Raw genomic sequence first — 17,107 nt, 5'->3', positions numbered from 1 at the left:
TCCTCGCCGATCTCTGCCGGCAGCGAGTCCAGCGTGGCTTCCACCACCTCCTCGGCCACCGCGATCAAATCCAGTTTCTCCTTTGGTCCCATCGCCGACTTCGCTAAAGCTCCCCATTCCATGTTCTTCACGCCCCGCTATGTCAAGGAGGCCCGCCACTACGCCGAGGCCGCGCGCCGCATCGTTCGCTACCGGCTCGACCTCCTCACCGCCGCCCAGGTCGCCAGCGTGGAGGACGCCATCGCCGGCCTCGAGCAGGCCGCCCGCGACCGGAACAGGGATGCCGTGAAATCCCGCGTCGCCGCCCTCGAAGCCGCGGTCGGCCGCGTCGCCCCGCCTCGCGACCACGCCGGCTGGCGCGAGAACGTCGAGGTGCTCCTCGTCGCCATCGTCATCGCCGCCGGCGTCCGCGCCTATTTGCTGGAGCCCTTCAAGATTCCCACCGGCTCCATGCAACCCACCCTCAATGGCATGATCGGCACCGTCACCGACACCCCGCCCCCGAATCTCCTCGTCCGCGCCTTCGACTTCGTCTTCCGCGGCCGCACCTTCCTCGACGTCGTCGGCAAGGAGGACGACGTCGTCGTCGCCCGCGTCCGCGAGAGCTCCTACCTGAACTACTTCACCTTCACCGAGATCCAGGGCCAGCGCAGCCGCTACACCGTCTTCGCCCCCGCCGCCGTCGTCGAGCAGACCTTCGGCATCGGCCCCGGCTTCGAGATCAGGAAGGGCGAACCCCTCCTCCGCGGCTACATCGACAACGGCGACTTCGTCCTCGTCAACAAGCTCGCCTACAACTTCGTCCCGCCCCAGCGCGGCAACGTCTTCGTCTTCCGCACCACCGGCATCCGCGGCATCGAAGACGCCCCCGGCTTCCCGAAGGACCTCGGCTCCCAGCACTACATCAAGCGCCTCGCCGGCGTCCCCGGCGACGTCCTCCGCGTCGACGATCCCAACCTCTTCATCAACGGCCAGCTCCCCGCCGAGAAGCAATTCCTCCGCGTGATGGCCGGCAAGGACGGCTACCGCGGCTACTCGAACTCCGGCCTCTACCTCTCCAGCCCCGACGAGACCTTCACCGTTCCCCCGCATTTCTACTTCGCCATGGGCGACAACAGCCGCAACTCCTCCGACAGCCGCTACTGGGGCCTCGTCCCCGAGCAGAACGTCACTGGCAAGGCCTTCGTCGTCTTCTGGCCCTTCAGCAACCACTGGGGCTTCATCGAGTAGACGCCCGCCCAAACAACGGTGGGAGGAAAGTGACGCGCCGCGGCCAGGAGTTAGCTACGGCGTCTTGTCAGGACAGGATTTTGGCCTTTTCGATTGCTGCGTCGATGTCCTTCGCGATCCCCGCAAGCCGAGTAAACTCAGCCTTCGCGATCTTCGAGAAGGTGTCGGGCGTGACGACGCCCCTTTTGATAAATGGCTGCATGGTGTAGCTCTCCTTTGCCTGATACCCCTCCCAGGAGCGGATCTTGTCCCCACAGGATTCAAAGAGAGCTTTCACCAGCGTTTTCCCATTGATTCCCGTGCGCTCTTTACTGGATTCGATGTGCAGCACGAAGGCTGCGGTTCCCCGCGCAACATCGGCGTTCGTCATCCAACTCTCCAGATGAATGCCTCGGCCTTCCTCGTTGAACCAGGTGTCTTTGAAAACCTGGATCGCAACGCTTTTCGGAGCCCTGGCGTCGGGATACAGCCCTGCTCTCGCTTGCCAATGACGGTCGAACCACTTTTCGCGCTCCAGTTCTGCCGCGAGCGACAGATATAAAGATTCAAAATCAACGATGGATGCCATGGGGAGATACTTATTATGCCCTAACGCCAAGCTCAACTGCTCCGAACGCGGGTTGAACTCTTGGGTGACGTGGACAGAGAGGAAAGATGGTCGTGAAACGTAATGCGAGGCGGCTCGGGGGTTAGCTGCAGCGCCTTGTCAGGCCTAATTTTGAAGCCACGTCCAGCGATACAAATGAACGGGATCGTCGAACCAAGAACTCTCCGTATTTCGTGCATCAAAGTCCTCTACTTTTCCAACATTTGGATCAGCCTGAATCCAAGTATTGCCTTTGAAATATACCAAACAATGAATTCCAGAGTTTGTGATTGCTACATCTCCGGGCTTCAATGAAGAAAGATCCGTGTTTCTGAGAGCTTTGGTAGCAAAAAGGGGGGACATGTAGCCTTTATATCCCTCAGAAAGTGCGCGAGCACTTGCATCAAACCACCACTGACGAATTGCCTCACGAATCAATCTGCCGTTCATTGTGGTAAGTCCCTCTGCAATTAAAGCATCCCGCAATGCCCTTCTAGGTAAGCCTGAGCAGTCAATCCCCATTTTGCCTTCGCCTCCCCAAACATAAGGCACATTGGAATAGTGATGCAGTGAATCTGCGTATCGCTGACGTAAGCGATCAATATCAAACGAACGCCCAGGAAGTGATACAATAACAATAAATAAAATTGGTATTGCTAAAAGTGACAGCCGGACTGCCTTATGCTGCCAGGCAAGAAGAAGAGACGAGACGAAAAATGCAAAAATGCTGGCGATAGTAAAGACGCGCAGAATCGTAGAATTTATCGGCTGAATGACACAGCAAATCGCTGCGGCGCCTGATATGCCACATATCGCGATGAGTAGTAGTCTTTTCATTTATATGGGCTAACGTCAAGCTCAGCTACCAGACGGACAACTCAGATGGCGTGTTGATGGAAAGGAAGGACGGTCGTAATCGATAACGCGTCGCGGCTAGGGGTTAACTGCAGCGCCTTGTTCGGCTTTTGGTGTAAAGCGAGTGACAAGAGGCGAAAAGAACAATAGTGCCAGAATGAATCCAAAAATTGCCGTAGATAAATCATAAAGTGTGAAAGCTACGCCTGAATAAACCTGATCACCTAAAAACGGAGAAAGAAAGTAAGCAATGACTCCTAAAACCAGATAAAGATATCGCGCCCAGTTTTTCCAAAAAAACAATCCGATGTATGATGCTAATAGCAAAATACAAAGTGGTATAGCGAGGATGGCAAAAATGATATCCTTGGAAGAAAACTCGGCTTCCATCTGTTTCTTTAAATGTTCTTGAAGAAAAGGTGATAAAAGAGAGGGAAATGCCATGTCGATCAATGATCCGACAACAGCGAGAATCATTGAAGCGATGAGTGAGATACGAAGAATCGTTGCAAGTGACATAAAATATAGCCGAATGGCTTGTTAGATTAAATGGCGTGGTGGGGAAATAGGCGGCGGGAGCTGATCTCCGGAGGCGGCGGCTTTTGGTGAGGGCTAGCAGGGCGGCGGGACTGCGGCAAGGTGGTAATGTCCGGGGAGGTGGAGGGTGGTTTCGCGAGGGAGGTTTTTGAGGGCGTTTCCGATTTTTGCCGGGGTTTCACACCGAGTCTCGGGATTGGAGCCCATGGGGAAGTCTGCTGCCTTTTTGGGGATCAAGTGGCCCACGGGCGGGGAACGGGAGCTCTTTTTCTCTGTAAACGCCAAAAAGCGGACGCGGCGGCGATGGCCGGATGGTCGGAATTTCCGCAAAAAGGGTCGCCGGAGATGCCGGGATGACCAGTTTTCCGGCAAAACAGGTCACCGGAGCAGCCGGGGTGACCATCTTTTTGGAAAAACAGGTCGCAGGGGCAGCCGGGGTGACCATCTTTTTGGCAAAACAGGTCGCAGGACCAGCCGGGATGACCATCTTTTTGGCAAAACAGGTCGCAGAACCAGCCGGGGTGACCATTTTTTTGGTAAAACAGATCGCAGGACCAGCCGGGGCGACCATTTTTTTGGCAAAACAGATCGCAGGAGCAGTCGGGTGGCGCGGCCCTCGACACTCGCCCTCTCGACCCTCGTCGTGCTCCCCTCGACACTCGCCCTCTCGACCCTCGTCGCGCCCCCCTCGACACTCGTCCTCTCGACACTCGACGTCTCCCCGCCCCTACCCGATCTCGAAGACGCACTCGTAGAGGCCGCTCGTCGTCTTCGCGATGCGGCGCACCTTCGCGCCGAGGACTTTCTCGAAAAGCTCGCGCTCCATGCCCTCGGTCTCCGGGAAGCGCGTGAAGAGCTCGGCCATGGGGCTGTGCCGCTCGATGAGGCGCAGGGGCGGGCCGGGCTCGAAGGTGGCCATGCAGCCCTCGGCCTCGCGCAGACGGGCCAGCCATTTCGCGCGCTCGGCCGGGGTTTCCCCGCGGACTTTGGCCCGGTAGCCTTCCATCTTCTCGCGGAAGTGGACGAAGAGGAGCTTCGCCGGGGCGGTGGGTCCGTAGAGTTCGCGGGCGGCGGCGAGCACGGCGAGGAGCATGTCGTGCGATTGCACGGGGAAGAGCTCGTGGGCCTTCTGCGTGAGGCGGTAGAGCATTTCCGGACGGCCGACGGGCCGGGGATTCCGCCACGTGTCGAGGTAGCCGTCGCGGTGCAGCTCGATGCAGTGCTGCTTCACGCCCATGTAGCTCATGCCGAGGCGGCGGGCGAGCTCCTTGACGGGCAAGCCGTTGGAGCGCTTGAGTTCGTGGACGATGCCCAGCCGCTGCGTGCGGCCGATTTCATTGAGGAGACGATTCACCGGGAGGTCGCGACTTTAACCGCCGGCGGGCGCGCTCGCCCAGCCTCTTCCGTCTCGGCGCGGGCCACGGCCTAGAATTTCAGGATCTCGTAGGTCTTCTCGTCGCCGCGGTTGATGTTCAGCATGAGGTTGCCGTCCGTCGCGGAGCCGATCTCCCGAAGAAAATCCTCCTTCGTGCGCACGGGCTTCGAACCGACGGAGGTAATGACGTCGCCGACCTGCACGCCGGCGGCGGCCGCGGGGCTGCCGGGCTGGACGCTCGTGACGAGCACGCCTTCCTCTGCCTGGAGATTCATGGCGACGGCGGTGTCGGCATTCAACGTGCGCACCATCAGCCCGGCGGAGGGGCTCCGTGGCATCGGCGCGGCCGGGGGCTGCGGCGCCGCCTGCGGGCCGACGGCGGCGGCGTCCTCGTCATCCGGCTCGACCGGCGCCGGGCGGTTCCCCGGGACCGAACGAGGATTCGCCACAGGAAGGAAGCCATCCGTATGCTCGGCGGTGCGCAGCCTCATCTTGACGATCCGGCGATTCCGCCAGACTTGGAGCTCGACTTCCTGGCCGACCTTTTTGTCGAGGATCACCTTCTGCAACTCCCGCGCGCTGGCGACGGGCGTGCCGTCGACCTGGGTGATGATGTCGTTCACCCGAAGGTCGCTCAGGGCGGCGGGCGTGCCATCCTCGATGCCTCGCACGAGGATGCCCTTCGGCAGATCCGGGAAGCGCTCGGTGAGTTCCGGCAGCTCGTCCATGCTCTTGATCAGGATGCCCAGCCACGGCCGCACCGCGCGACCTTCGGCGATCAACTGGCTCGCAATCTTCTTGGCGATGTTGATGGGAATCGCGAAGCCGAGGCCGCGATTGAAGTCGCGAATGAGGGTGTTCACGCCGATCACGCGGCCGTCGATGTCCACGAGCGGCCCGCCGCTGTTGCCGGGATTGATGGACGCGTCGGTCTGGAGGTATTCCTCGTAATTCTGGCTGCCGGTGATATCGGTGCGGCCCTTTCCGCTCACGACGCCGTAGGTGAAGGTGTCGCGCAGGTCATACGGCGCGCCGATCGCAAAGGCGAACTCGCCGACGCGGATCTTGTCACTGTCGCCCAGCTCGATGACGGGCAGGTTCGAGCCCTCGATCTTGATCACCGCGAGGTCCGAAATGGAGTCGGTGCCCACGATCTTCGCCGCCAGCTTCCGGCCGTCCTTGAGGATCACCTGGACACGATTCGTCGAGGCTCCCTCGAGCACGTGATTGTTCGTGAGAATATAACCATCCGCCGTGATGATGAAGCCGGAGCCTTGATTCGTCTCCTGTTGCTGAGGCAACAGATTGGGGTTGCGCCCGAAGAATTGCGCGAGCGGCGAACCCTGTGGAATGTTGTCCACCGAATCGTCTGCCTCCACTTCAATCACGACAACCCCTGGCGAAACTCGCTCATACACATCCGCAAAAGCCTTGCTGAGACTGTGCGCCAGCGACTGCGAATTTGAAAAATTTCCCGTATTCTGCGCGCCGGCAGAGACTTCCATCGCGAGGAGCAATCCCAGAGTAAGGAAGAAGCGATTCATGGCGGGAAAGCTAATGACGCGCTTTCAAATTTCAAGGGCCGCCCAGCGATTTATCAGTGCTGGCACAAAAATTGCCTTGTTCAGGCTAGTTCGCGATGCATTCTGACGCCGACAGGCTGCTTCTATAACTCGAATAACGCCAAGCCGATGCCCAACAAGCCGAGACAGAGCACACCGACGCCGAAGGGCTTCACCCTTCGCCCGCTTCCCGAAGAATCGGAAGAGGGGGTCAGCGACGCCACCATGGAGTCCCTTCCCGTTCGGGAGCCTTTCGGCAATCTCGGCGACCTCCCCCATGGCTATGGGGTCGATACGATCTTCCTGATCGCCCAGGAGCCGCACTGGCTATTCACTTACTGGGACATCGATATTGCCCGGCATCCCGGCGGCGCGGCCTACCTTCGTTACTACACCGCGGAGGGCTCCCAGGAAGGCGAAATCGAGGTGCCTTTCGAGACGCGGAACTGGTATGTGCCCGTCGAAAAGGCTGATACGGATTACTACGTCGAGATCGGCTTCTACCGGGCGAATACATGGAACCTGATCGCGCGTTCCGTGCCCGTCACCACGCCTGCCGAGGGCATGGCGTCATCAGACTCCTTCGAATACGCGACCGTCCCGTTTCACCTCACCTTCCAGCGCATGCTGGACCACCTTTCGTCCGCGCAGCATTCCGACGAGGAACTCTTGGCGGCCCTCTCACGCATCCAGAAGAAGGGCGACTTTTCCGCCTTCGGTGCAAGCGGCATTCCGGAGCTTCTCTCCGAGGATCAACGGATCCTTCTTCAGGCGTTGCTCGGCCCCACCCTCCTGGCGGAACTTGCCAGCGGCGGCCAGAGTTCCGGCGAAATCGAAATCCGCATCCGCGCCTTCCTCGAGGAGCAACTGAGTTCCGGTGGCGCCAGCGAGGCGCTGAATTCCTTCCGCGATTCCGTCGCCCTCTTCAGCGGCGGCATTTTTTCCAGCGCCGGTATCACGACGTCGTGGGAGATCGCCGCCCTTGCCAGCTGGGCCGCCGGTGCCATCACGAGCTGGAGCACCTCCGGCCAGGGCCTCACGAGCTGGGGCAGCACGACCAGCTGGGGCTCCGCCGAGACGGCAGCGATCCGCGGCGAGACGAGCTGGACTTCTTCCATCGGCGCCAGCTGGGCCCAGGCCGCTCTCACGAGCTGGGGCGAGACGAGCGCCGGCGCAAGCTGGCTCCAGGGCATCGAATCCAGCGGCGCTTTCAGCAATCTCTCGAGCTGGCTCGTCGGCGCTCAGTCAAGCTGGCTGCAGGGCGTGCAATCCAGCTGGGCCGAGGCCGCCCTCTCGAGCTGGACTTCGGCCGAGGTTTCAAGCTGGTTCTCGGCTTCCGCGACCACGAGCTGGAGCGGCGCATCGGAAACCCTCTCCTCCTTCGGTCTGGAGCGCGGCTTTTTCATGCACGTGAACGCCGAGGTGATCTTCTACGGCGGCACCGACCCCCGCGCGAAGGTCACGGTCGATGGCAAGCCCATCACGCTCAGTCCCGACGGAACCTTCCGTTATCACTTCATCTTCCCGAATTCGGATTACGAAATCCCAATCGTCGCCGAGTCCCCCGACGGCATCGAAACCCGCTCCGCCACCCTGCGCTTTTCCCGCACGACCGAGAAATACGGCGACGTGAAGGATACCGCGCAGCCGCCGCTCGGAGAGCCGATGGGCCAGAAATAACTCCCCGCTTTTTTTCCATCCCCTTCCAAGGCCCGCGATCTGCCCAGATCCGGGCCTTTCCCTTTCCTTCCCATGTCCGCCAAAGCTGCTCGCGATCCCTTGATGGAGGCCTTCTTCACCTACCTGGAAGGAGAGCGGAATTGCTCGCCTCGCACGATCATCAACTACCGGCACGCGCTGCGCGAATTCCAAAGTTTTCGCCCCAAAGCCTCGTGGCGAGCGGCCACCGCCGACGACTTCCGAGCCTTCCTCTTCGAGCTCATGAAACGGGAGCGTTCCCGGGCGTCCATTCGCCTCGACTTCGCCGCTCTTCGCAGTTTTTACCGATTTCTCATGGAACGAAAGGGATTGAGCGCCAATCCCCTTGCATCCGTTCTTCTTCCAAAGGCGGAAAAACAACTTCCCGCTTTTCTCACGCTCCGACAGGTCGAAGATCTTCTCGCCGCTCCCCTCGCCGCACCGCTGGAGAAGCAGGCCCCGGTCTGGGTGCCGCTCCGGGACGCCGCCATGCTCGAGCTTCTCTACTCCGCCGGATTGCGCCTCTCCGAACTCGCCGCGATCAACGTCAAGGATCTGGATCCGTTCAGCGAAACCCTCCGGGTCATTGGCAAGGGATCCAAGGAACGCGTGTGTCCCGTCGGCGGACCGGCGCTCGAGGTCATCTCCCGCTATCGCCAGGCCGCGGGCGTGCAGACAGGCCCCCTGTTTCTCAACAAATCCCGCCGCCGCCTGAGCACGCAGTCCATCTGGGCCCGGATGAAAAAATACATTCGTCAGGTCGGCCTGCCGGCGACAACAAGCCCGCACAAGCTGCGCCACAGCTTCGCCACTCATCTCCTGGACAACGGGGCCGATCTCCGCAGCCTGCAGACCCTCCTTGGCCACGCCAGCCTTTCCACGACGCAGGTTTACACCCACGTCACCACCGAGCGCCTGAAACGCGCCTACGATCAGGCCCATCCCCGGGCCTGACTCCACGGCAAAAAAAAAGGCCGGATGTTTCCATCCGGCCTTTTCAAATGCGATTGCGCTCGACGCTTACTTGATCTTCTTCAAGAGCGGGAGACCCGTCTTGACGTTCTCGGAGACTTCGTAACCCGCAGGCAACTCATCGATAGCCCCTTCACCAGCCGCACCGGCGAAATAGTAGAGCGTGACTTCCTGACCGCCGCGCAGCTTCTGGAGGCGACGATGAAGGAAATAGGTCTTGCCGGATTTCTTGCTGTTAACGCTGAAGGACATGTTCGTTTGGGGTGGGTTGGTTGGGGTGGAAAATCGGGAGTTTGTCCCAGATTCGGGAATTAAATCAACTCCGCTTTTTTCAGCGTGGCGTAGGCGCCATTTTTCGTGAGCGTCTTGAGGGCTCGCGCCGTCACCTTGACCGTGACGAATTTCTTCAACTCCGCCACCCAGATGCGCTTCTTCTGCAGGTTCGGAACGAACTCGCGAGGTGTCACTTTCGTGATGTGCATACCGATGCCGCCCTTTTTCTTCGCCATACCGCGGCGGTGAATCTTCGAACCGCGCGTGGGCTTGGCTCCCGTAATTTGACACTGTCTAGCCATAAAATCTGTAAATCGTGAAGGGGTGGGAGCATCCTTTGCATCCCCCGCCCGGTCAAGTGTTTTTCTCTTTCGATGATCGTGGTGTTAAATTCCCAGCACCTGGGCCTGAAGGTCCAGAAGTCGCGCCACGCCCGACCGTCCCGCTTCGAGCATCGCGGAGAGCTGCTCGGGGGTGAAGGTTGCCTCCTCGCCGGAGCCCTGCACTTCCACGAATTCCATGTGCTCCGTGAGCACAATATTCATGTCCACACTGGCATCCTTGTCCTCGACGTAATCGAGATCGACGCGCACTTCGCCGTCAACGACGCCCACGCTGACCGCCGCCACGCGCTGGCGAATCGGAAGGCGCTTCACCTTACCCATTTCCACCAGCTTGCGGCAGGCCAGATAAATCGCAACCGAGGCGCCGGTGATCGCCGCCGTGCGGGTGCCGCCATCGGCCTGCAAGACGTCGCAATCCACCCAGAGCGTGCGCGAACCGAGCGCCTCGAGATCGACCGACGCGCGCAGGGAGCGCCCAATCAGGCGCTGAATCTCCGTGCCCCGCCCGTCGGGCCGGCCCTTGGAAATGTCGCGGGGCTTTCGGGAGAGCGTCGAATACGGAAGCATCGAATACTCTGCGGTGATCCAGCCGCCGCTGACGTTCTGCTCCTTCATCCAGCGCGGAACATAGTCCTCGACGGTGGCCGCACAGATCACGCGGGTGTTGCCGCAGGCGATCAGCACGGAACCGAGCGCGTGCGGAGCGACCCCGACTTCGAAGGTGACGGTGCGGAGATCGTTCGGCGTGCGGTTCTCGGAGCGGGGCATCGGAATGTGCGGAAGTGGATTCACGGAATGAGTAAAAAAATTCGCGCGGAAATGAATGAAGAACCCCGGGCGGGATGCGGGAATGAAAATCGGGCTGGCGGGATTCGAACCCACGACCTCCTCGTCCCGAACGAGCGGGATTTGTGGCCTCGAAGCCCTTATTTACTTGGTTTGTGGTTGTTTGTCGTTTTTGGGGTTGGTTGGTGCTCTCTGAAAAGAAGCCTTGCGGTTAGCACACCTTTCTAGCACACCCAGCACAGTTGCATCTATGCCGAAGCTTGCTAAACCCGACCCCGGAGCGAAAGGAATCTACCTCCGCAAGAAGTCGTATTGGTTGCGCTACTCGCACAATGGCGAGCAGCTCCGAGTGCCTCTTCACACGCGCATCTTTGCGGACGCGGTGACTGAAGCGAAGAAGATTCGCGGAACCGCGAAAGAGCAAATCGTCCCGAAAATCAAACCCGGTGAAACCCCGACTTGGAAGCAAGCGATTGATCGCTACATCGCGGACAAACTCGCCGGAAAAAAGGACGGACAGAAGGTCCGCAAATTCCGACCGGGAACCGCTACGCGGACAGCCGACATTCTTCGCGCATTCGGCGATTGGTCGAAGACTCGAAGCCCGTTCGACATCACGACGCCCACGCTCCAAAAATTTTACGACGAGCGGAAGAAGCGTAGCGTTGCGAGTGCTCGCACGATCGTTGATCGCGTGGCGTGTTTCCTCTCGCACCTTGGCCACGTCATTGCGAAACCGCATTACGACGAGGACGACGAGAAGGAAGTCCGCGACGTTGTCGTTGCGCCGAAGGTCTACACCGAGTTGATCGAATCCTGTTCGCGGAACTCAACGAAGTTTGTTTTCTACGCCGGGTTTCACTGCGGGATGCGTCGAAACGAAATCGTCCATTGCCGTCCTCAGTGGATTCGGCTCGATGCACAGATTCCCCACATCAAAGTTCCGGGGAAAGAAACGCAGCGGCTCGCAAACGGGACGACCTACCAATGGCGGAGCAAGAACGGCAAAGACCGGAGCATTCCCCTCTCCGCAGATTTCACGGCATGGCTTCGCGAGAATCTCGACGCCAACGCGTTGTTTGTAATCAAGCCCGACGCTTGCTCGAAACGATACCGCTTCGATCCTCGCACGTCGTTTGAAAACCATGTTGCGGACTACATCGAGAAGCATCCCGAGCAAGAAAACTTCGGGATGCACGCGATGCGCCACAGCTACATCACGCACCTCTGCAACTCAGGGAATCCAAACATCACGATTATGAAAGTGTCTGCTTGGAGTGGCGACAAAATCGAAACGATTGAGCGGCACTATTGGAAAAAGAACGTCGACGCGGACGGCCTTGATGATGTCCTTGCTGGCAAAAAGACCGTCAGCACCGGCACTACTCTCGAAGAAATTCTGACGAAGGTTTCGCAGGGCAAAATGTCGCCCAAGGCTGCAAAGAAATTTTGGATCGTCTCCGAAGAAGACGCGAAGCGTTGGCCCGATTTGAAGGTCGGTGATGTCCGCATCCGCTCCAAACCCCTGCCTTAAACCGAGGATATAAAAATGACTCGTTTCCTCCTCCGCTATCTCATCGTCGGCCTTTTGTTCGCCTTGCTCCGCGCTGTCGAGCGGCGCTTTGGCTTCATGGGCCTTCTCGTCGCTGCCGGATTCCTTCTCGTCATGCCGTTTGTCGGCAGAGTTGTTATTGCGCTGGCGCGGTAAACTTCACGACTCGCGTTCCCCAGTCGATTTCGAAAGGCAGCCGTTCCGTCAGCCTCGCAACACCGCCGATCCAAACAATGGCATGGCCCGCGTGTGCGCCGTCCATAGCGATTTCCCGCACGTCCACGGTGCAGCAACCGCCCGTGACCTCGGCGACAAGCTCCGCGCTGTTTGTTTGTAAGGCCTCCCTAACTGCCCCTTCGGGCTGACTGAAACTTGCGGGCAGTTGGAAGGTAAACATCATGTTTGCAGATCGGCCCACGTTCGGCCGAGGACCTCAAGGATTGCCGCTGTCTCGATGTCAGACAGCGATCGCTTTTGAAGTTCGATCGTGGAGTAAACAATCGTGTCGCAGTCCCAAGGTTGCTTCTTTCGCTTTTGGAGCCGCTCCACGACCTGCGCTTGCGTCAGACCTTCTTTTAACCGCAGCTCTTTGAGCTTGGCTCCGAGAAGATTCGATTTTCCATCCATCGTCCGATTGAGAGTTCGCGCAGGCACTTGAGCACCTTAACGGCAATAATGCCAGCATAGATCAATGTTACCGTTGATGAATGCCAGCATTGACTTGTTTGTTTGAAACATTTACGCCGAGGTAATGCGCCTGTTTTCCCTTCTCGCTTTCGCAATGTTTGCCTCTGTCGCCCAAACGCAGGCGGCAAATCCTAACCCGCTTAAACTTCTTGCCGGGAACTACCTCTTCTCGATCAATCTCGTAAACGTCGCGAACGTTGGCGACGGAAGCTGGGGCTATCAAGGCGGGGCGAAGATTACGTCGAAGGGGAAGATCGTCGGCAACGCAAACGCCGAAGGCCCAGCTTCGAGTAACTACGCCAACTATCCTGTCTCATTGAAGGGCAAAGTTAAGAAGGCAGGTTCGAAGTATCTCAAACTTGAGATTAAGACCAACGACGGCGTAAAGCTCACTCAGACCTACGAGGTTTTTTCGCGCTACCTCATGCTTCGCAAATCGAGCATGCGGAAAGGTGGGTACAGCTCCACGAACAGCCCGCTCAAAAAGTTGTAACTGGGACCGACTCCCACAGGTTGGCAAACCACGGGAGCGGAGCCAGCGGTCGCAGGCGCGATTGATTTCATTCCGGAGAAAAGGCTGGTGGCATGCCTCTGCCGGTGCGTCAAAGTTCCAACGCGTTGGAAATTCCCCATTCGAACGCGGAACTCCGCGCTCGAATGGGGAAATTTGAATACAAAAAAGGCGGAGGAGATTTCTCTCCTCCGCCTCTTGGCTCAACGCCGTCTAGTTCTTCGAAACGTCGACGAATTGATATTGTCCGTCCACCATGTGGACCGGCCTCAGGCCGCCACCAATTGCAAACGTGAACTTCAATACTTCTCCGTCCCAATACTGGGCCGCGGTGTAGCGGTGGCCAGTAGCCGTCGTCGCAACGGCCGCCAGCTGCTGCAAGACCTGAGGTTTGACGTCTGCCGGCACATCCGGGAGTTCTCCCCTGAATATGACCGCATCTTCCTGCGAGTAAACTTTCTCGGGTGACATCACCCAGCAGTTTCCGAGAACGGTGTCTCCGAATCCACCGGCCCCCATAAGCGCGGATGCGACTTGGGTTCCAGCATCGAGGAGTGTCTCTTCATCAATCTCGTGACCCTCGCAATCGAATTGAAGAGCGAGAGCAAACTTCCAGTATCCCGGATGTTTCTTCGTATGGTCGTAGCTCAGGGAGCGTTTGTAACACTCCGTGAAGTTATCAGTTTGGTTTGTGGTGTTGTGGGTTTTGGCGCGATTACGCATTTTGGTTTGGCTTTCTTGCGGCCAAGTCGAGTGACTCAGCCAAGGTCGCTAACCGGGATCGAACTTCGATCAGCGCCTATGCGCCGTCGTCGTCTCTCTCGTTAGTTCAAAACTCCCTCCATTCGACGAGCCTTGATCGAGACGCCGAAAGGCGACTCGGTTAAGGCCTCAAAAGAAACGCCGACTAGGCGTTATTGGAGCGGGCTGAATGCCCGCCCGATAAACGCGGCGCTAGGTAGCTCCTGCTACCGCCAAAGCGATAGCTGTCCTCTCGGACCTCGTAAGTCAAGCCTAAACTCAAATAACAGAGTGACCCTCCGCAACCCGCGCCCGCATTTGGGCGAGCGTTAACCCGGTCGGATATTCGTAGTGAGGTTCATCTTTGATCGATTTCCAATCGCCTCCCCAGCTCAGTCTCAGTGCTTTCCCGACGGGAGCGAGTTTGCGGTATAACGGAGAATCTTCAAGGTAGTCGGAGCCGTTGAAGATCCCGACATCGAAGGCGACTCCGAAGTTATGATTTGAATAACCGGCACGAGCATTCGTGACTTTGAAACCGGGAGCTGTGCGGCCCTTCGCGTAGAGAGCATCTTGCTCCGCGTAGGTCCGAGTTCCGGAAATGATCTTCACGACATGGCCCGCAGGAACGGCGGAGTTTGCCTGCTTCAAAAACTCGATGGCGATCGGTTGAACCTTGGGGTGAAGAGTCGCAATGTTCTTCGCGCTGCGTTCATCGACGCCGTATGAATCCGAAACACGTGTAGGTTTGGATTCCGCGACTTTGGAGACCGAGAGCGAATCGGCAAACCGAGCTACGGCTTGTTGAGTGAAGGCTCCGACGATGCCGTCGATTTCTCCGCTGTAGAGGCCAAGCGGAGGTAAGTTTGGAGCGCTTTAGCCCACGGAATTTGGCTGTCAGCTCGGGCAGAAAGTTTGCTCCACTTCCCGTTTTGTTAAGTCTCGGGATTTGGTGTTCATGGCACCCATGGCGTCGGGTCAATCCTCGCAATGAGGATCTGTATCTGATAATGCGGGCCAATGCTCTCCCCCAACGAACGCGCAAGGCGCATGAATGCCGTGAAGCGGATTTCTGTTTCGTTGGCTCTGAAGGATGGAGAGCGAATGCCTCACGACGTTCCGATTCTTACGGACTCGTTAATTCAGATGCCGAATGCGCCAACGGCGAAGGAACTCGATGCAAAGAAGCCGATTGGGACAGATTCTAAGGGCAACCGCTATTTCATCCATGTCCGCCAAGATGGCCGAGGGCAGATAAACATTCAGAATGTTTCAGGCCTAGATCGGACGATCAAATTTGATATCCCCGAGCACTACCTTCCCGAGGACGAAGGTATACCGTTCGACGCTCCGCTGTTTTCGACTCCGCTAGGATACAAGGAAACGCCTTTGGATCACGTCACCGATTCACTGATCAACGCCGATGAGAAATACCCCGTTTACCTCGCCCAGATTCCAACGTTTCCGGTGAGAGAATGGGCATCGTTTAGAGATGCCATCGCAGGTGGGGAAATGGCGGTCGGGCGTTTCGCATTCAAGCAAGAGTCACAGCTTCTGGGGTTGGTTGCAGACAAAGGAACCCAGCACCTCCACATGTTTTTCGCACTCCTGTTTCCAGCAGGGCCATTAATCGCCGTTGCCCTTGGATTTCTGTTCAACTTTTGGTGGTTCCTGGGCCTTATCGCATTCCCCGTGATTGCATTTATCGGAGCGAAAAGGGTCTACAACAATGCGATCTTGAGAGCCGCCATGCGTGATGAACGCACGTTCTGTTTCCTTTTCTATTGCGGGCAAATCCACATCGTAGACCACAAGAATCGGAAGTCTTACGACTGGCCGAAGATCTCGGAGGCTTGGAAGTAAGAACGCTGTATGTCCACGCCGAACTACGGTCCCCCACCCGCAGATTTCGACCTTTGGAGAGGCGGAGGGCCTCATCACCTGAATGCGTGCGTGAATTACTCGCACTATCCCGAGACGGGTTATGTCGAGGGGTTCAGGAGAGCCGCCGAGGCGCTCATTCGCGACATCGAGGACAACCGTGGAGTCATCGACTTTCTCGTCTATCCGATCATCTATAACTACCGGCAGCACCTTGAGCTACGGCTCAAACAAATCCTCGAGGAGTTCCGCCGCTATGGGATCTACGACAAGCCTGTGATCAAGGGTCACGACCTCCACAAACTTTGGAGCGAATGCAAACCGCTCATTCTCGAAATTTCTGAGAACGTCGAGGAAGAGGGGGAGTGGATGAATGGTGTTGAAAAGGCCATCGGGCAAATCATGGCCGTCGATCCAAAAGGGTTTGGCTTCCGCTACTCAGACGCCGGCATCCCCAAGGAAATCACGCATATCAATTTGGAAAACGTCCGGACGATCCTGACTTGGGTTTGCGACTGGCTAGAGGCCGTCGCCGGATACATTCCAATTCTGACGGACCAGAAAGCCGAGGCCATGGATGCCGAACGGTTCTACATGGATTGATCGATGTTCTGCCGGCGCGACCGTTCAGCCGGAGAGAATCTGCGACAGGGCCGTCGCCATGTTTGCCACGTATGGAGCTACCACAGGCCAAAGCTGGGCATGGTCGGCCGCGATCGATGTCAGCTTCACATATGCACCCGCGAAACCTTTCGCATCCCCGCTCCCTGAGGCTGCTTCCATCTTGTCGATTTCAGCCCTAGCAGCCCCTTTCACCGGTTCCGGCAAATCGGCCGATTCCAACGCCTGACGTAGTGGGGTAAAGTCCAACTGAACCGTGACAGTATTGGTCACTGTCTGAGTTGCCCCTGGAGAATTTATCATCACCCCGCCAGAAAGGGTTTCGACGTTAAAATTGTAGGTGTTCGTGGACATAGTCGGACGACCGTGTTGCAGCTTGAGGGTGACTCGCTCACATCTCGCTTTCAAGCGCCCATGAACGTCGGCAACAAAGGTATCCCAGGTGGGCTTGGGTTCGGTAGGTGGGAATCCGATTTGGGTATTTTGCCGAACGATGATCGCGACGCATTCTCGATATTGGGAATAAACCAACCCCCGAATGCTATCGAGAGCAGCGAGAAGCACCTCATACAGCTCCCCTTCAATCGGAGCATTTTCCTGAGTTACGACTTCAATTGCGGCTTTCTCTCCCTCCGCCCATGCGACCTCAACTTTGGCGCGATAGAGATCCATCATCGCGACGGCCATTGCGTTCACAGAAACTCCATCTGCCCCGCTAAACCCGCATTGGATAGACTGCTCAGCGCGTCGAAGTCGTGTCGTCCGAACTGCCTCGGCGGAATCTCCAAGTTCGGAAACAACACACGATGAAATCACCGACCTTGCCGTTTGAGTCATCATACGCAGTGCCTGTATTTATCAGGCAGAAGGGCAAAAAGAAACCCGCCGTGTTAGGG

21 protein-coding genes and 1 tRNA gene are annotated in these 17,107 nt (G+C 57.9%); 8 read left to right on the top strand and 14 right to left on the bottom strand.

The window, feature by feature from the left end:
- Positions 1 to 120 precede the first annotated feature (120 nt).
- A complete protein-coding gene (lepB, locus tag VIM61_09440) occupies positions 121 to 1,230 on the top strand; it encodes a signal peptidase I (protein HEY8900622.1) in 1,110 nt (369 codons plus the stop codon).
- Positions 1,231 to 1,297: 67 nt separating this feature from the next.
- Here the strand turns inward: lepB and VIM61_09435 are convergent, their stop codons facing one another.
- The 6 genes from VIM61_09435 to VIM61_09410 form a co-directional block, all read right to left on the bottom strand.
- Positions 1,298 to 1,798, bottom strand: coding sequence for a hypothetical protein (locus VIM61_09435; GenBank protein ID HEY8900621.1), 501 nt, complete (start codon positions 1,796 to 1,798; stop codon positions 1,298 to 1,300).
- Between the two features lie 144 nt (positions 1,799 to 1,942).
- Positions 1,943 to 2,653 carry an NlpC/P60 family protein gene (locus tag VIM61_09430; GenBank protein HEY8900620.1) on the bottom strand — a complete coding sequence of 237 codons (711 nt, stop codon included), beginning with the start codon at positions 2,651 to 2,653 and terminating at the stop codon, positions 1,943 to 1,945.
- A gap of 96 nt (positions 2,654 to 2,749) precedes the next feature.
- The gene (locus VIM61_09425; GenBank protein ID HEY8900619.1) at positions 2,750 to 3,190 is read right to left on the bottom strand and encodes a hypothetical protein; all 441 of its coding nucleotides are present in this window, start codon (positions 3,188 to 3,190) and stop codon (positions 2,750 to 2,752) included.
- 196 nt (positions 3,191 to 3,386) lie between these two features.
- Entirely contained in the window at positions 3,387 to 3,779 is a 393-nt protein-coding gene (locus VIM61_09420) for a hypothetical protein (GenBank protein HEY8900618.1), read from the bottom strand.
- Between the two features lie 156 nt (positions 3,780 to 3,935).
- A complete protein-coding gene (locus VIM61_09415) occupies positions 3,936 to 4,562 on the bottom strand; it encodes a hypothetical protein (GenBank protein ID HEY8900617.1) in 627 nt (208 codons plus the stop codon).
- A 71-nt stretch (positions 4,563 to 4,633) separates the two neighbouring features.
- Entirely contained in the window at positions 4,634 to 6,127 is a 1,494-nt protein-coding gene (locus VIM61_09410; GenBank protein HEY8900616.1) for a trypsin-like peptidase domain-containing protein, read from the bottom strand.
- Between the two features lie 147 nt (positions 6,128 to 6,274).
- Between VIM61_09410 and VIM61_09405 the strand changes: the two genes are divergently transcribed.
- Together VIM61_09405 and xerA are read left to right on the top strand one after the other, a co-directional pair.
- Entirely contained in the window at positions 6,275 to 7,825 is a 1,551-nt protein-coding gene (locus VIM61_09405) for a DUF4912 domain-containing protein (protein ID HEY8900615.1), read from the top strand.
- A 72-nt stretch (positions 7,826 to 7,897) separates the two neighbouring features.
- Positions 7,898 to 8,797, top strand: a complete 900-nt coding sequence (gene xerA, locus VIM61_09400; GenBank protein ID HEY8900614.1) for a site-specific tyrosine recombinase/integron integrase — start codon at positions 7,898 to 7,900, stop codon at positions 8,795 to 8,797.
- A gap of 66 nt (positions 8,798 to 8,863) precedes the next feature.
- Here xerA and VIM61_09395 read toward each other — a convergent pair whose 3' ends face one another.
- From VIM61_09395 to VIM61_09380, 4 genes are all read right to left on the bottom strand, one after another.
- On the bottom strand, positions 8,864 to 9,067 hold the full coding sequence (locus tag VIM61_09395) for a hypothetical protein (GenBank protein ID HEY8900613.1): 204 nt from the start codon (positions 9,065 to 9,067) through the stop codon (positions 8,864 to 8,866).
- A 59-nt stretch (positions 9,068 to 9,126) separates the two neighbouring features.
- Positions 9,127 to 9,390 carry a 50S ribosomal protein L28 gene (gene rpmB / locus VIM61_09390; protein HEY8900612.1) on the bottom strand — a complete coding sequence of 88 codons (264 nt, stop codon included), beginning with the start codon at positions 9,388 to 9,390 and terminating at the stop codon, positions 9,127 to 9,129.
- Positions 9,391 to 9,474: 84 nt separating this feature from the next.
- Positions 9,475 to 10,200, bottom strand: a complete 726-nt coding sequence (gene rph / locus VIM61_09385; GenBank protein ID HEY8900611.1) for a ribonuclease PH — start codon at positions 10,198 to 10,200, stop codon at positions 9,475 to 9,477.
- Positions 10,201 to 10,291: 91 nt separating this feature from the next.
- Positions 10,292 to 10,360: transfer RNA gene (locus VIM61_09380), tRNA-Pro, on the bottom strand.
- 552 nt (positions 10,361 to 10,912) lie between these two features.
- Here VIM61_09380 and VIM61_09375 point away from each other — a divergent pair.
- Positions 10,913 to 11,752 (top strand): tyrosine-type recombinase/integrase, encoded by an 840-nt coding sequence (locus VIM61_09375; GenBank protein HEY8900610.1) that lies wholly within the window; start codon positions 10,913 to 10,915, stop codon positions 11,750 to 11,752.
- A 15-nt stretch (positions 11,753 to 11,767) separates the two neighbouring features.
- Entirely contained in the window at positions 11,768 to 11,926 is a 159-nt protein-coding gene (locus VIM61_09370) for a hypothetical protein (GenBank protein ID HEY8900609.1), read from the top strand.
- A gap of 240 nt (positions 11,927 to 12,166) precedes the next feature.
- Here VIM61_09370 and VIM61_09365 read toward each other — a convergent pair whose 3' ends face one another.
- Positions 12,167 to 12,397 carry a hypothetical protein gene (locus VIM61_09365; GenBank protein HEY8900608.1) on the bottom strand — a complete coding sequence of 77 codons (231 nt, stop codon included), beginning with the start codon at positions 12,395 to 12,397 and terminating at the stop codon, positions 12,167 to 12,169.
- Between the two features lie 124 nt (positions 12,398 to 12,521).
- On the opposite strand from VIM61_09365, the gene VIM61_09360 reads away from it, so the two are divergent.
- Positions 12,522 to 12,950 (top strand): hypothetical protein, encoded by a 429-nt coding sequence (locus VIM61_09360; GenBank protein ID HEY8900607.1) that lies wholly within the window; start codon positions 12,522 to 12,524, stop codon positions 12,948 to 12,950.
- Between the two features lie 231 nt (positions 12,951 to 13,181).
- On the opposite strand, the gene VIM61_09355 is transcribed toward VIM61_09360, so the two are convergent.
- Positions 13,182 to 13,691: a hypothetical protein gene (locus VIM61_09355; GenBank protein ID HEY8900606.1), complete on the bottom strand. Its 510-nt coding sequence runs from the start codon at positions 13,689 to 13,691 to the stop codon at positions 13,182 to 13,184.
- Between the two features lie 297 nt (positions 13,692 to 13,988).
- Positions 13,989 to 14,360 (bottom strand): M15 family metallopeptidase, encoded by a 372-nt coding sequence (locus VIM61_09350; protein ID HEY8900605.1) that lies wholly within the window; start codon positions 14,358 to 14,360, stop codon positions 13,989 to 13,991.
- 369 nt (positions 14,361 to 14,729) lie between these two features.
- Here VIM61_09350 and VIM61_09345 point away from each other — a divergent pair, with 369 nt between their 5' ends.
- Both VIM61_09345 and VIM61_09340 read left to right on the top strand, forming a co-directional pair.
- A complete protein-coding gene (locus VIM61_09345; GenBank protein HEY8900604.1) occupies positions 14,730 to 15,572 on the top strand; it encodes a hypothetical protein in 843 nt (280 codons plus the stop codon).
- A 9-nt stretch (positions 15,573 to 15,581) separates the two neighbouring features.
- Complete coding sequence (locus tag VIM61_09340; protein HEY8900603.1) at positions 15,582 to 16,193, top strand: hypothetical protein; 612 nt, start codon at positions 15,582 to 15,584, stop codon at positions 16,191 to 16,193.
- Between the two features lie 24 nt (positions 16,194 to 16,217).
- Here the strand turns inward: VIM61_09340 and VIM61_09335 are convergent, their stop codons facing one another.
- On the bottom strand, positions 16,218 to 16,898 hold the full coding sequence (locus VIM61_09335; protein HEY8900602.1) for a hypothetical protein: 681 nt from the start codon (positions 16,896 to 16,898) through the stop codon (positions 16,218 to 16,220).
- Between the last annotated feature and the right edge of the window lie 209 nt (positions 16,899 to 17,107).

It is taken from the genome of Chthoniobacterales bacterium (genome assembly GCA_036569045.1).
Classification (GTDB): Bacteria; Verrucomicrobiota; Verrucomicrobiia; order Chthoniobacterales; family JAATET01; genus JAATET01.
Note: the sequence above shows the minus strand (reverse complement) of the source record. Positions and strands in the feature narration are given on the sequence as shown.